This is a genomic window from Sphingomonas sp. FW306-05-A (genome assembly GCF_058782275.1).
Map to the genome: position 1 here is coordinate 893,071 of NZ_JBYSXN010000002.1, position 14,126 is coordinate 907,196.

Here is a 14,126-nt window from a genome sequence, read left to right on the forward strand (position 1 = left end):
AGGGTTTGCAGGTCCATGAAAGGTGTCATCTTCAACCTCCTGGAGGATGCCGTCGCGATCGAGCACGGGCCGGACACCTGGACCGACCTGATCGACGCGGCAGGAATTGACGGCGCGTTCACTTCACTCGGCAGCTACCCTGACGAGACACTGCTCGCGCTGGTCGACACGGCAGCCGTGGCGACCAATGCGACGCCCGCCGACGTGCTGCGCTGGTTCGGCACCGCCGCGATCCCGCTGCTGGCCGAGCGCTACGGCGTGTTCTTTGAGGGGCATCCCGGCGCGCGCAGCTTTATCCTCAGCGTCAACGAGATCATTCATCCCGAAGTCCGCAAACTCTATTCGGGCGCGGGCTGCCCGCATTTCCAGTTCAGCACCGCGCCAGAGGGTGATCTGATCATCGGCTATCAGTCCCCAAGGCGGCTGTGCGCGCTGGCGGAGGGCTTTATCCAGGGGGCTGCAACCTATTATGGGGAACGGGTGACGATCTCGCATCTTGCCTGCATGCTCGACAACAGCCCCCTGTGCCGCATCCGGGTGCGGTGGGACGAATGATACACGCCCTGGTGGCGGAACCACCATCGGTCGAGACGCGCCTCGCGCGCGCCGAACGCACCGCACACCGCGAGCGCACCGCTCGGCTCGAAGCCGAACGGATCGCCGAGCATGGCCTGCGTACGCTGTACGACAGCAAGCAGCGGCTGCAATTGCTCCAGCACATCACCGGCGTCGCAAACCGTGCACGCACGATTCCCGAGGCGTTGGCGGCGGCGCTGGAGGCGATCTGCGAGCGGATGAACTGGACGATCGGCAACGTCCTGATGGTGTCGGAAGACCGCAGCTACGTCGAGGGCTGCGACATCTGGCGGGCGACCGACGCAAGCGGCGTCATGGCCTTCATCGAGGCGTCGCGCCGGGCGCGCTTTACGACCGGCGAGGGGCTGCCGGGTCGCGTCCTTGCGAAAGGCCGGTCGGAATGGATCGCCGATCTCGGCAACTCATCGATGTTCGTCCGCGCGGCGGAAGCGCTGCACTGCGACCTGGGGACAGGATGTGCGTTCCCCGTGCTGGCGGGGGATGAGGTTGTCGCCATCCTCGAATTCTACATGCGGCAAACGGTTACCGAGGATCCCGAGATCGTCGAGATCCTCGAACAGGCGGGCGTGCAACTGGGCCGTGTGTTCGAACGCGACCGTGCGCAACGCGCGCTGATCCACGATGCGCTCCACGATCCGCTGACCAGCCTGCCGAACCGTGCGCTGTTCAACGACCGGTTGCAGGAAAGCTTTGAGCGCCTTGCCCCCGCGCGCCGTCATGCGCTTGCGGTGCTGGTGCTCGATCTCGACGGGTTCAAGCTCGTCAACGATACGCTCGGTCATCATGCCGGAGACCGCGTCCTGATCCGCGTCGCGCGAGCGTTGCGCGACGCGCTGGCGCGGCTGGAAACGACAGGGGGGTGTGGCCTTGGTGGCGTGCGCTTCTCCTCGGCGCGCATGGGGGGCGATGAATTCACGATCCTCGTCGAGGACCTCGCCGGCGAGAACCTCGCAACGCGCGGCGTGATCGACATGATCGCCGCCGCGCTTCACCGCGCGCTCGACGAAAACCTCGGCTCGACCAGCGAATCCGCGCACGTCGGCGCGTCGATCGGCTATGCGATCGGCTCCGCCGCACACGTCAACGTCGACCAGTTGCTGCGGGACGCGGATCTCGCGATGTACGAGGCGAAGGCGGGCGGGCGTGGCCGGACCGTCGGATTCACCGACGCGCTCGGCGAAACGCTGCGGGACCGGGCGCGGCTGACCAACGAATTGCGCGACGCGATCGAACGCGAAGAGTTCGAACTCGATTACCAGCCGATCGTGACGCTCGATGCAACCGAGGCCGTTCGCGGGTTCGAAGCCTTGATTCGCTGGAACCATCCGCTTCGGGGTCGACTGCTACCAGCCGACTTCATCGACGTTGCGGAGAGCAGCGGCCTGATCCTGTTCCTTGGCGATTGGGTGCTGCGCGAAGCATGCGCCACCGCCGCCAGCTGGCCAGCGACCGGTGGGCAAGCCCCGTTCATCAGCATCAACATCGCCGCCCGCCAGTTCGCGCAACCAGGGTTTGCGGCGCGAGTCCGCCAGATCGTCCTGGAAACGGGGGTCGAACCGACGCGGATCCGGCTGGAACTGACCGAAAGCACCGCAATCGTCGATATCGAGCATACGTGCGCGGTGATCCAGGAGATCCGCAAATGGGGCGTACAAACCAGCCTCGATGATTTCGGCACGGGCTTCTCGTCGCTGTCCTCGCTGCACCGGCTGCCGTTCGACGTGCTCAAGATCGACCGCAGCTTCGTCATGGCGATGGACGGCCAGGGCAAGGGCGACGGGATCGTCCGCGCAATCGTCGCGCTGGCGCGGACGATCGGGATGACGATCGTCGCGGAAGGGATCGAGACCCCGGCGCAGGCGCAGTTGCTGATCGAACTGGGATGCGAACTCGGCCAGGGTTATCATTTCGGCCGCCCCGCCCTTGCGAGCCACGCCGCGGCGCTGCTCGAACGCTGATCGCCGAGCCGGGTCCGACCCGGCAAGTTTTTCCCCCCGGCAAGACCTGCCGCCCTGCATCCTGCCTATAATTTGCCAAAGCGGGGCCACTGCCTCGTAAAGCAACGGGGTCGGGGTTGGAGCAGGTCCGCAATCTGATGGCCCAATTGGGGCCCAAACGCCTGATCATCATGGGCGTGGTCGCCGCGGCACTGCTCGCGGTGCTGGGCGCGGTCGCCCTGCGGGGCGAGGATCGCACGATGGCGTTCCTGTACACCGACCTCGACCCCTCCGCCGCCGCCGCGATCGGCGAGAAGCTGCGCGCACAGAACATCCCGTTCCAATTGTCCGCCGACGGCAGCGCGGTGATGGCACCACAGGACAAGGTCGCGGCACTCCGCATGACGCTCGCCGGGGACCGGCTGGGCGGCAAGATCGGCTATGATGTGCTGGATGCCGAACAGCCGTTCGGCGTGTCCGCGTCGCGCGCGAAGATGGACGAGACCCGCGCGATCGAGGGCGAACTCGCGCGATCGATCCAGAGCATCGACGCAGTGACGCATGCGCGTGTTCATCTCGTCATGCCCGAGCGCCAGATGTTCGCCGCCGAGGCGCGGCGCGCGTCCGCGGCGGTCACGGTCAAGACGCGCGGGCGCCTTCCCGGCGAGACGATCCAGTCAATCCGCTATCTGGTCGCGTCCGCGGTTCCCGAACTGTCCCCCGAAGCGGTGTCGATCGTCGATCAGACCGGCGCGCTGCTCGCGCGGGCGGGCGAGGCGAACGCGGGGGGCGGCGCGGATGCCGACACCCGTCAGGCGCAGGTCGAGGCGAAACTGCGCGACCAGATCATCGCCTTGCTCGAGCCGATCGTTGGCCAGGGCAAGGTCCGCGCCGAAGTGTCGGCGCAGATCGAGCGCGACCAGACGCGCGAGGATTCGACCGTGTTCGATCCCGACAAGCAAGTCATCGCGCATCAGGTGACGGTCGACAGCGACAACCAGGATCGCGAGCTGCAGGGCACCGGCGCGGCGAGCGTCGCGACGCAGCTGCCCGAAGCGCAGGGCCAACCCCCGGCGACCGGCGGCAGCGACACGCGCCAGACCGCACACAAGGAGACATCCGAGGACACGACCTATTCGAACAGCGCGACCCACAGCGTGGTCGTCCGCGCGCCCGGCAAGGTCAACCGACTGTCGGTGGCGGTGATGGTCGACGGCGGGGCGAAGGGACTGCCCGCGCCACAGATCCAGCGGCTGACGCGGCTGGTCGAGAATACCGTCGGGCTGGACGCGCAACGCGGCGACAGCGTGGTCATCGAAAGCATGGCGTTCGCCGCGGACGATGCGCTAGCCGACGGCAAGAGCGCATGGTGGTCGGTGGTGACGTCGGATCAGGTGATCGGGCTGATCAAGCTGCTGGTCATCGCCGGGGTCGGGCTGATCGCGCTGCGGATGATCCGCGCACGACGCGAGCCGGTTCCGGCGGAAGACCCCGAAGCCGCGCAAGCCGCGCTCGCGGACCAGCAAGCTGAGATGCTCGCGATCGCCGAACAGGCGGCGGGCGGCGATCCCGAGGCGCTGCGCCAGCTCGAAGCCTTGCAGGCGTCGCAAAGCGACCAGCCGTTGCTCGACCATGAAATTACCGTCGCGCAAGTCGATGGCCGCGTGAAGGCGTCGGTTCTCAAGAAGATCGGCGACAGCGTGGCGGCAAGTCCGCCCGAAGCCGCGGCGGTGCTCAGGCAGTGGATGAACGCATGATGGGGATGAACGCATGATGGAGCAAAGCATGTCCGACCAGCCCTTTCCCGAAGGCGATCCGGTGTCGCACGATCTTGCGATGCTGGGCGGCGGCGGGGACGATGCGATGGCGTCGGTCTTCCAGGAACTCGATGATCTCCCCGCGAGCCCGCATCACGCCGGACCGACCGGGCTGGAGGCGGTGCACGAAGTTCCGGTCAAGGTTCAAGCGGTGCTCGGGCGGGCGCAGATGCCCGTCGGGGATCTGCTCGGCCTGTCGACGGGCATGGTGTTCGAACTCGATCGCCGCGTCGGCGAACCGGTCGACGTGTTCGTCAACGACCGGCTGGTCGCGCGCGGCGAAGTCGTGCTGGTCGATCATGCGCTGGGCGTGACGCTCACCGAAATCGTCCGGGCGGGGCGCTGAGCGCGTGGCGGGATCGATCGTCCGGATGCTGCTCGTCGGCCCTGCCGGTGGCGCGTTTCACGTTGCCGCCGGGATGGCGCGCGACGCAGGCGCCGAAGTCGCGACCGCAACCACGGTCGAGGCGGCGCTTGCGTGCCTGCGCGAACAGGGTGCTGCGCTGGTGATGATCGACATCGCGGCCGACGTCTGCGGGTTCCTCGCGGATCTTGCCGCCGAGCGGTTCGCGGTTCCCGTCATCGCGTGCGGGATCGATGCCTCGGCGGCGCGCGCGGTCGCCGCGATCCGCGCGGGCGCGCGGGATTATGTGCCCCTGCCCCCCGATCGCGAGCTGATCGCCGCGGCGATCCGCGAGATCGCCGCCCTTCCGGTCGGGCCGCTGATCGGCGAGCATCCCGCCTTCCGGCGCGCGCTCGACTTTGCCCGCGCGATGGGCGCGAGCCACGCCCCGATCCTGCTGACCGGCGAACGCGGCACTGGCAAGGAACGTGTCGCACAGGCGATTCACCAGGCCGGGCGCGGCGGCGGGACGTTCGTGACGATCGAATGCGCCGGGGTCGCCCCCGACATTCTCGAATACGAACTGTTCGGCCATGACGGCACCGCCTTCCCCACCGCCCGCGCACAACGGCGTGGCGCGATGACGACCGCGCGCGGCGGCACGGTGTTCCTGCGCGATATCGAGGTGTTGCCCGCCGCCTTGCAGGCGCGCCTGCTGAACGCAATCGACGAGCCGGGCGCGCCGCGCATGATCGCAAGCGCCCGCCGCGCGCTCGACACGCTGGTCGATGCCGGACGGTTTCGCGCGGACCTGCTTGCGCGCTTCGCGCTGGCGACGATCGTGCTCCCGCCGCTCCGCGCGCGCGGGGGCGATATCGTGTTGCTCGCGCGCAGCTTCGCGTCGAGCTTCGCGGCTTCGGAAGGCCATCCCGACCCGTCGCTGGCGGACCAGACGTGTCGCCTGCTCGGCGGCTATGATTGGCCGGGCAATGTCGCCGAACTGCAAGACGTCATGCACCGCGCGGTGTTGCTGAGCACCGGCCCCGACATTCTGCCCAACGCTTTGGTCTTGGCGGACGGTTCCTGCATCGCCGCAAGCGCCGCGAGCGGGAACGGACCGGCCGAGATGGGCGCGCTGGTCGGCCGCACGGTCGAGGACGTCGAACGCGACCTGATCCTGCTGACGCTGGAACGCTGCCGCGGCAACCGCACATCGGCCTCGCAGATCCTCGGCATTTCGGTGCGGACGATGCGCAACAAGCTCAAGACCTTCGTCGAGGCGGGAATCGCCGTGACCCCGGCGCTGTAAGCGATGCCCGCGCTCAACCAGATGCTCGCGCGGATCGGCGCGAACCGCGACATGGCGCTCGCAATCGGCGTCGTCGCGATCATCGCGATGCTCATCCTGCCGATGCCCGCGTGGCTGCTCGACCTCGGGCTTGCGCTGTCGATCACGCTGTCGGTGATGATCCTGATGACCGCGCTTTTCATCGAAAAGCCGCTGCAACTGTCCGCCTTCCCGACGATCCTGTTGATCGCGACGATGCTGCGACTGGGGCTCAACCTCGCTTCGACGCGGTTGATCCTCGCGCATGGCCATGAAGGCGCACAGGCGGCGGGCGGGGTGATCGGCGCGTTCGGCGAATTCCTGATCGGCGGGGAGACCGTGATCGGGCTCACCATCTTCGCGATCCTCGTCGTCATCAACTTCGTCGTCATCACAAAGGGCGCAGGCCGCATCGCCGAAGTCGCGGCGCGGTTCAGCCTGGATGCGATGCCCGGCAAGCAGATGGCGATCGACGCGGATCTGTCCGCCGGCATGATCACCGAGCAACAGGCGCGCGACCGCCGCAGCGAGGTCGAGGCCGAAAGCGGCTTCTACGGCGCGATGGACGGTGCCTCCAAGTTCGTGAAGGGCGACGCGATCGCTGCGTTGCTGATCACTGCGATCAACGTGGTCGTCGGGCTGATCATCGGCGTCGCGATCCACGGCGTGCCGTTCGGCGAAGCCTTCCACACTTATACGTTGCTGACGATCGGCGACGGGCTGGTCAGCCAGATCCCCGCGCTGATCGTGTCGATGGCGGCGGGGCTGCTCGTCTCCAAGGGCGGGATCGCGGGCAAGACCGGTGCCGCGCTCGGCGAGCAGCTCGGGCGCTATCCCAAGGCGTTCGGCATGGTGTCCGCGCTGATGGGCGCGCTCGCGCTGCTGCCAGGCTTGCCGTTCGTGCCGTTCGCACTGTTCTCCGGATTGGCAGGCTATGCTGCCTGGTCGCTGTCGCGCGCCGCCACCGTCAATGCCGCACGCGCCGCCGCCGCCAGTGCGGCTGCCGAGGCGGCGGAGTCCGCGAACACCGAGGAACCGATCTCGCGCACGCTCGCGATCGACGCGGTGCGGATCGAGATCGGCTACGGCCTGCTCCCGATCATCAACGACGCCGCGCGCGAGCCGCGGCTCGACGATCAGGTCCGCGCGCTTCGACGGCAGATGGCGACCGAGTTCGGCTTCGTGCTGCCCGCGGTGCGGATCATCGACAATCTCGCGCTCAAGCCCGACGAATATCTCGTCACGATCAAGGAAACCGAGGCCGCGCGCGGCGAGATCCGGCTCGACCGGCTGCTCGTCATCAACCCCGGCGGCGGCCAGGTCGGCATCCCGGGCGAAGCGACGCGCGAACCCGTCTTCAACCTGCCCGCTTTGTGGATCGACCGCGACCTGCGCGAGGAGGCGGGGTTCCGCGGGCTGACCGTGGTCGATGCGGGGACGATCATCACGACGCATCTGACCGAGCTGGTGAAGGGCAGCATCGCCGATTTGCTGAGCTATACCGAAGTGCAGAAGCTGCTCGGCGAAATCCATCCGGATTCGGCCAAGCTGGTCGCGGAGATCGTGCCGTCGCGGATTTCGGTCTCGGGGGTGCAGCGGATCCTGCAGAATCTCTTGTCCGAAGGCGTGTCGATCCGCGACATTCCGACGATCCTCGAGGGCATCGCCGAGGCCGCGCCGATCACCGCCAATCTGACGCAGATGACCGAACATGTCCGTGCCCGCCTCGCGCGGCAGATATCGGCGCAACAGGCAATGGATGGCGCGATCCCGATCGTCACTTTGTCCCCCGACTGGGACATGGCGTTCGCCGAGAGCATCATCGGCCAGGGCGACGAGCGCCAGCTGGCGATGGCCCCCTCCGCTTTGCAGGGGTTCATCGCCGCGGTGCGCGAGACGTTCGACCGGCTGGCGGGCGAAGGCGAGATCCCGTGCCTGCTGACCAACCCTTCGATCCGCCCGTTCGTCCGCTCGGTGATCGAACGTGTCCGCCCGGCGACCGTGGTCCTGTCGCAGAACGAAATCCACGCGCGCGCGCGGGTGCGTGCGCTCGGGAGTATCGGCTGATTAAAGCGCGCCCGAAACGGCGCTGCTGCGCGGTAGAGAAGATCGGTCACGCGAAGATATCGTCCCATCATTGCAACGTCTTGTTGCCATGTCGTTGCAGCGCGCGCGTTGAAGGTTCAGAAGCCGGGAATGACACCACCCCAGCCAGCCATCCCGACCGATGGAACAACCGCCAACCTCAGTACGGCGGGACGCGCGCGCGCGATCGTTGCCGGATCGATGGGCAATCTGATCGAATGGTATGACTTCTACGTCTATGCCTTCACTGCCCTGTATTTCTCGAGCGAGTTTTTCCCGAGTGGCGATCGTACCGCGCAGTTGCTTGGAACATCCGGCATTTTCGCGGTCGGCTTCCTGCTGCGTCCGCTTGGCGGATGGTATTTCGGGCGATTTGCCGACCAGCATGGACGCCGTCGTGCGATGGTCGTGTCGATCCTGCTGATGGGGGTCGGTTCCGCACTGATCGCCTCCCTGCCGACCTACGCCACGATCGGCGCGTTCGCGCCCGCTCTGCTGCTGCTCGGCCGCATGATCCAGGGCTTCTCGACCGGCGGGCAATATGGCACCGCGGCGACCTATTTGAGCGAAATCGCCTTTACCGGGCGTCGTGGCTTCTTCGCATCCTTCCAATATGTCACGCTGATCGGCGGACAGCTGCTCGCGCTGGCGGTGATCCTGATCCTGCAACAAGTGCTCGACGTCGAGCAGATGAAGGCGTTCGGCTGGCGTATCCCCTTCGCGATCGGCGCGGTCGCCGCGCTGACGATTCTCCTCTTCCGGCACGTGCTGCATGAGACCACCAATACCGACGCCAAGCACCCCGATGCAGGGACACTGCGCGGGCTGCTGCCGCACTGGCGCGCGTTCCTCACCGTGCTCGGGCTGACCGCGGGCGGATCGCTGATGTTCTATGTCTTCTCGACCTACATGCAGAAATATCTGGTCAATACGGCGCAGATGGACGCGAAGACCGCCAATTGGGTGATGACCGCGGTGCTCATCCCGTTCGCGCTGCTCCAGCCGGTGTTCGGCATCCTGTCGGACAAGATCGGGCGCCGTACCAACATGCTGCTGTTCGGCGCGCTGGGTACGCTGGCCACCGTCCCGCTGCTGTCGCTGCTCGCCAACGTGCAAAGCGCGAGCGCTGCGTTCGCGCTGGTGCTGGCGGGTCTGGCGATCAACAGCCTGTACACGTCGATCAGCGGGCTGTTCAAAGCCGAGCTGTTCCCGGTCCATGTCCGCGCGCTGGGGGTGAGCCTGGCGTACGGCATCGGCAACGCGCTGTTCGGGGGCTCGGCGGAATATGTCGCCTTGTCGTTCAAGAAGGCAGGAAACGAGTCGGGCTTTTACTGGTACGTCACGGCGATTTGCGCGGTGGCATTCGTGACCGCGCTGTTGATGCGCAATACGCGCGACACGGACCCGCTGGACGATGCCCGATGACACGGCGAAGTCCGCGGGCGCGATCGGTTTCCCGTCGGATTTTGCGCGAACGGGCGACTATGATACGTTTGATCGCAATTCCTGACCCAGTCGGAACCCAAGGGTGAACGCGAGGTTTAACGATCATGTTGTGCGACCGATATATGGACGAACTGATCGATGCCTTCGAGGCGGGATTTGGTGCCGTGAACGCGACACCTGCCGCCTGCCCGTTCGATCGGGCCGATGGCGTCCGGCATACTGCCTGGGTCGACGGAACGCAGTACCGCACCGCGACCTTCGCGCAGCACCTGCATTGCCGCGAATCGATCGCGCCGACGGTGCCCTATGTCGCGCTGGTGTCGCACTTTCGGCATGACCATCCTTTTGTACGAACCGCCGTTTCCTTTAATAGCGCGAGCAAGTAGTGGCGTCGCGTTAACCTTACAAACAGCACGTTTGACCGACCACATCGTTCAAAAGCCTAGCGTTTGTTAACCCCGTTGGGCAATTCCGGATCGTCTGGATAGGCGATCCGTAAACAGTATCTTATGGACCCAGCCCCCAGATCGATCGGCATGCGTGCTGAATTTTGGGGGTTTGCGATGTCTGTGCAACCAGAGGCGTTTTTTTCGACGAGAGCGATGGGCTCGCTAGGGTCACGATCAACGGATCGTGGCACGACCGTGCAGCGGGCCCGACTTGCCGCCGGCGCATTTGACACCGCGATCGATATCGAGCTTGCGGATACGACCGATCGTCGGGAAGATGCCTGCTCGCTGATCAACCGCCGCTACGCGTGGCGGGGATATGGCAGCCATCACACGCTCCCCGCGCACCGCGCGAGCGCGACCTTCACCGCATCCGACGCAGCGCGCGTGCTGGGGACCGTGACCCTGGTGGTGGATTCGGATGCCGGGCTCGCCGCGGACAAGATCTTCGCTGACGAACTCAACCCGTTCCGTGAAACCCCGGGACGCAAGATCTGCGAACTCAGCCGCCTCGCGTTCGAAACGGGTCTTCCGTCCAAGCCGCTGCTGGCGGCGCTGTTCCACATCGTGTTCATCTACGGCTATCACCACCATCGCTGCACCGACCTGTTCATCGAGGTCAATCCGCGGCATCGCCGGTTCTATGAGGCAATGCTGGGGTTCAAGCCGATCGGCGCGCCGCGCACCAACGCCAGCGTCGGTGCGCCGTCGCAACTGATGTGGCTGGAAATCTCGAGCATTCGCCGGCGGATCGACGCCGCGATGGGCGATCTGTCGTCCGATGCGACGCCGCGATCGCTGTATGCGCTGTTCTTCTCGCGCGACGATGCGCTGGAACTGGCGGACGAGCTGACGTCGGAAGGTTCGGTGCATCGTGCCCGGAACGGCAACGCGCTGGTGAAGGTCTTCCTGCCCGATCTTTGACGGACAAAAAAAAGGCCGCCGGTTTTCACCGGCGGCCTTTCCTAGCTTAGCGCGATTAGGCGAAAGCGACGGTCGAGCTGCGACGACGATAGCGCAGGCCTGCACCCATCATGCCGAAGCCGGCGAGCATCATCATCCACGTTGCGGTCTCGGGAACTGCCGACGGAATGAAGGTCAGGTTGCCGCCGTACGAAGCGCCGCCCTGCGACGTGCCCGAAACGAGCAGCGTGTTCAGCTGGCCAGCGACAACCGGGAGAGCGTCGCCACCAGCGAACACCAGGTTGCCGTTCGAACCGATTGCGAGGTCGATACCGTTGAACTTCACCGACGAGAAGGTCAGCGAGGTAACGCCGTTCATCAGGACGGTCGAGCTGATCACCGAACCGCTACCGAAGCCGGAGGTCGGCAGCGTGAACGTGAACGTGTCGCTGAACGTGCCAGCGCCGATGGCGATACGCGAGATCGCGCCGTTGTACGTGCCGTTCGGGCCTTCTGCTGCCTGGAACGAACCAACGCCCGGGGTAACGGTGCCGACGGGGAACACTGCTGCCGAAGCCGGTGCAACGTTTGCGATCGCGACAACTGCGACGGCGGCGACGGCGGAAAGGAACTTGGTACGCATTAACATCACTCCAACTGATTGACGAAACCTTACTCGCAAAGAGCGTGCCAATGCCGGTTTTGTGGGAAACGCCGATAAACCCTTAGAGCGATGTGTAAAAATTGCTGACAGGGGGGTCAGTCGCCCCCACTTTTACCCTCTGACGCGACACGCTTGAGCACGCTTTTCGATCCGTCGCGGTGAGAATATTTATCGATGCCCGCTCGTCGAGAACGGGCGCTCCGAAGGAGCGCTCGCCCAGCGCTTGTTCGGCGTGGCCTGCATCCGGAAGCGCAATTCGCCACCCGCAAGGATCTGGTCGTGGCGCAGATACGCCTTGGTCACGGGTTTCCCGTCCAGCGTCACGCCGCCGACATAGGGGTGCGCCGGGTCGAGGCCCTCAGCGATGATCGTCAACCGTTTGCCGCCCGGCAGCGCGAGCACCGCGCGATCGACGAACGGACGCCCGATGACATATTCGAGGCTGCCCGGAGTCACCGGATAAAAGCCCAGTGCGGTGAAGACGAGCCACGCCGACATCTGCCCGAGGTCGTCGTTCCCGGCCAAGCCGTCGGGGGTCGGGTGGTACTGGCTGTCGACGATTTGCTTGAGCCGCGCCTGAGTCCGCCACGGTGAGCCGGCGTAGCTGTAAAGATAGGCGACATGGTGGCTCGGTTCGTTGCCGTGGATGTACTGGCCGATCAGCCCGGCAATGTCCTCGGCATGGCTGTAGTCCAGTTTCGAATTGTCGTAGTCGAACATCGCGTCGAGCTTGGTGACGGTCGCCGCGTCGCCGCCGAGCGCGCTGACCAGCGCGGCCTGATCCTGGGGCACGAACCAGCTATATTGCCACGCATTGCCCTCGGTATAATCCGATCCGTAGTTGATCGCGGTCGGATCGAAGGGGACACGGAACGCGCCGTCGCTCTTGCGCGCGCGGACGAACCCACTTTTGGGATCGAAGCTGTTGCGCCAATTCCCGGCGCGTCCGGCGAAGGTCGCCGCGACGTCCTTGCGCCCCATCGCGGCGGCCATGCGCGATATCGTCCAGTCGTCGAACGCATATTCGACGGTCTTGGACGCCGCCTCGGGTTCGCGGTCGATCGGGACGTAGCCGAGCTTCCGATAGTCGCCGAGCCCGCCGTACGCGTCGTAGGAAGCACTGGCGACCATCGCGTCGAGCGCGGCGTTGGCGTCGAAGCCGCGAATGCCCTTCAGATAGGCGTCGGCAATTACCGGGACCGCATGATAGCCGATCATCGTCCACGTCTCGCGCCCCTGGAATTGCCAGACGGGGAGGATGCCATCGGGACTGTCCACGCGGCTGGCGATCAGCGACTGGACGATTTCGCTCGTCGTCTTCGCGGGCTGGACCAATGTGAGCAACGGATGCTCGGCGCGGAACGTATCCCACAAGGAGAAGGTCGAGCGGAAAGTATAGCCCTTCGCCAGATGGACCTGGTTATCGGGCCCGCGATACCGCCCGTCCGTGTCCCCTGCGACCGAGGGCGCGATCAGGCTGTGGTATAGCGCAGTCGCGACATTGCGCTGCATCGGTGCGGGTGCCTGCAACGTGAGGACGTCGAGCGCCTTGTGCCACGCCGCCACCGTCCGTGCGCGGACCGTATCGAAATCGCCTGGCTCGCTCGCGAGATTGGCAATCGCCCCCGCCTCGTCGACCGACGAGATCGCGACCCGGACTTCAAGCGGTCGCGTCAGTTGCCCGAAGTCGAGCCGCGCGACCAGCGCCCGCCCCGTGCGTTCCGCCAGCGCATCGCTCCCGCGCCCCGGCCCCTGGAAGCCTTTGTAGGGCACGTCGCGCTCGGTGCTGACGAACGCATGATCGGTCAGTGGTGCGGAGAAGCGCATCGCGAAGAACAAGTGCCGATCGGGCGCCCAGCCCCGCGTCTGGCGAGAACCAACGATCGTCCCGTCGGGCAGCAGGCGGACCGACGACCACAGGACCTTGCCGGGATAGGTATAGAGCGAACTGCGCAGGTCGAGCACGAGATGCGCCGCCTTACCCGTGGGAAAGGCATAGCGATGCACCCCGACCCGCGTCCCCGCGGTCATTTCGGCGCGCACCCCGGCGTCGCGAAGCGTCACGGCATAATAGCCGGGTGCCGCGACCTCACTGCGATGGTCGAACCGCGAGCGATAACCCGATCCCGGCTTGGCCACGTCACCGGGTTCGAGCGACACCCTATCGCCCGCCACCGGCATCACCAGGAAATCGCCGAGATCGGAATGACCCGCGCCCGAGAAATGCGTGTGCGAGAAGCCCTGGATCGTCGGATCGTCATAGCGATAGCCCGCCGCCCATTTGTAGCTGTCGCGCACGACATGGGTGGTGTCGGTATCGGGGCTGAGCTGGACCATCCCGAACGGGGCGACCGCACCGGGGAAGGTATGGCCCTCCCCGCCAGTGCCGATCATCGGATCGACCTGATCATAGGTCGATTGCGCCGCGAGCGGAGCGGCAATGGCGACCGCGGACGACAGGGCGAGTGCGGTGAGACTGCGGGCAATGGTCATGGAAACGGTAGAGCAAACGGTAGCGCTGTTGGAAAGGGGGTCGGTTCGCTGTTGCGTTTGACTCG

Annotated in this window: 11 protein-coding genes; 9 read left to right on the forward strand and 2 right to left on the reverse strand. The window is 65.8% G+C overall.

Annotation, left to right across the window (positions count from 1 at the left end; translation table 11 throughout):
* The first annotated feature begins 15 nt into the window (after nt 1–15).
* The 9 genes from AC3WJR_RS12975 to AC3WJR_RS13015 all read left to right on the forward strand — a co-directional run bounded on the left by AC3WJR_RS12975 (nt 16) and on the right by AC3WJR_RS13015 (nt 10,925).
* Nucleotides 16–555, forward strand: coding sequence for a heme NO-binding domain-containing protein (locus tag AC3WJR_RS12975; protein ID WP_492725436.1), 540 nt, complete (start codon nt 16–18; stop codon nt 553–555).
* Nucleotides 552–2,555 carry a putative bifunctional diguanylate cyclase/phosphodiesterase gene (locus tag AC3WJR_RS12980; RefSeq protein WP_492725437.1) on the forward strand — a complete coding sequence of 668 codons (2,004 nt, stop codon included), beginning with the start codon at nt 552–554 and terminating at the stop codon, nt 2,553–2,555. The genes AC3WJR_RS12975 and AC3WJR_RS12980 overlap by 4 nt, the downstream gene beginning before the upstream one ends.
* Nucleotides 2,556–2,692: 137 nt before the next feature.
* Entirely contained in the window at nt 2,693–4,291 is a 1,599-nt protein-coding gene (fliF, locus tag AC3WJR_RS12985; protein ID WP_492725438.1) for a flagellar basal-body MS-ring/collar protein FliF, read from the forward strand.
* 106 nt (nt 4,292–4,397) lie between these two features.
* Nucleotides 4,398–4,697, forward strand: coding sequence for a flagellar motor switch protein FliN (gene fliN, locus AC3WJR_RS12990; RefSeq protein ID WP_492726138.1), 300 nt, complete (start codon nt 4,398–4,400; stop codon nt 4,695–4,697).
* A gap of 4 nt (nt 4,698–4,701) precedes the next feature.
* Complete coding sequence (locus AC3WJR_RS12995) at nt 4,702–6,003, forward strand: sigma-54-dependent transcriptional regulator (protein ID WP_492725439.1); 1,302 nt, start codon at nt 4,702–4,704, stop codon at nt 6,001–6,003.
* A gap of 3 nt (nt 6,004–6,006) precedes the next feature.
* Entirely contained in the window at nt 6,007–8,088 is a 2,082-nt protein-coding gene (flhA, locus tag AC3WJR_RS13000) for a flagellar biosynthesis protein FlhA (protein ID WP_492725440.1), read from the forward strand.
* Nucleotides 8,089–8,217: 129 nt separating this feature from the next.
* Nucleotides 8,218–9,531, forward strand: a complete 1,314-nt coding sequence (locus AC3WJR_RS13005; RefSeq protein ID WP_492725441.1) for an MFS family transporter — start codon at nt 8,218–8,220, stop codon at nt 9,529–9,531.
* 143 nt (nt 9,532–9,674) lie between these two features.
* On the forward strand, nt 9,675–9,938 hold the full coding sequence (locus AC3WJR_RS13010) for a hypothetical protein (RefSeq protein ID WP_354279222.1): 264 nt from the start codon (nt 9,675–9,677) through the stop codon (nt 9,936–9,938).
* Between the two features lie 258 nt (nt 9,939–10,196).
* Nucleotides 10,197–10,925 carry an N-acyl amino acid synthase FeeM domain-containing protein gene (locus AC3WJR_RS13015; protein WP_354279221.1) on the forward strand — a complete coding sequence of 243 codons (729 nt, stop codon included), beginning with the start codon at nt 10,197–10,199 and terminating at the stop codon, nt 10,923–10,925.
* Between the two features lie 55 nt (nt 10,926–10,980).
* Here AC3WJR_RS13015 and AC3WJR_RS13020 read toward each other — a convergent pair whose 3' ends face one another.
* Together AC3WJR_RS13020 and AC3WJR_RS13025 are read right to left on the reverse strand one after the other, a co-directional pair.
* Nucleotides 10,981–11,547, reverse strand: coding sequence for an FxDxF family PEP-CTERM protein (locus tag AC3WJR_RS13020; protein ID WP_354279220.1), 567 nt, complete (start codon nt 11,545–11,547; stop codon nt 10,981–10,983).
* 189 nt (nt 11,548–11,736) lie between these two features.
* Nucleotides 11,737–14,061, reverse strand: a complete 2,325-nt coding sequence (locus tag AC3WJR_RS13025) for a GH92 family glycosyl hydrolase (protein ID WP_492725442.1) — start codon at nt 14,059–14,061, stop codon at nt 11,737–11,739.
* Nucleotides 14,062–14,126 lie beyond the last annotated feature (65 nt).

What these genes read in the sequence shown, in the direction of transcription:
- AC3WJR_RS12980 (WP_492725437.1), top strand. Translation starts at nt 552, where the DNA reads ATGATACACGCCCTGGTGGCGGAACCACCATCGGTCGAGACGCGCCTC.
- AC3WJR_RS13025 (WP_492725442.1), bottom strand. Translation starts at nt 14,061, where the DNA reads ATGACCATTGCCCGCAGTCTCACCGCACTCGCCCTGTCGTCCGCGGTC.
- fliN (WP_492726138.1), top strand. Translation starts at nt 4,398, where the DNA reads ATGGCGTCGGTCTTCCAGGAACTCGATGATCTCCCCGCGAGCCCGCAT.
- AC3WJR_RS13010 (WP_354279222.1), top strand. Translation starts at nt 9,675, where the DNA reads ATGGACGAACTGATCGATGCCTTCGAGGCGGGATTTGGTGCCGTGAAC.
- AC3WJR_RS13020 (WP_354279220.1), bottom strand. Translation starts at nt 11,547, where the DNA reads ATGCGTACCAAGTTCCTTTCCGCCGTCGCCGCCGTCGCAGTTGTCGCG.
- AC3WJR_RS12975 (WP_492725436.1), top strand. Translation starts at nt 16, where the DNA reads ATGAAAGGTGTCATCTTCAACCTCCTGGAGGATGCCGTCGCGATCGAG.
- fliF (WP_492725438.1), top strand. Translation starts at nt 2,693, where the DNA reads ATGGCCCAATTGGGGCCCAAACGCCTGATCATCATGGGCGTGGTCGCC.
- flhA (WP_492725440.1), top strand. Translation starts at nt 6,007, where the DNA reads ATGCCCGCGCTCAACCAGATGCTCGCGCGGATCGGCGCGAACCGCGAC.
- AC3WJR_RS13005 (WP_492725441.1), top strand. Translation starts at nt 8,218, where the DNA reads ATGACACCACCCCAGCCAGCCATCCCGACCGATGGAACAACCGCCAAC.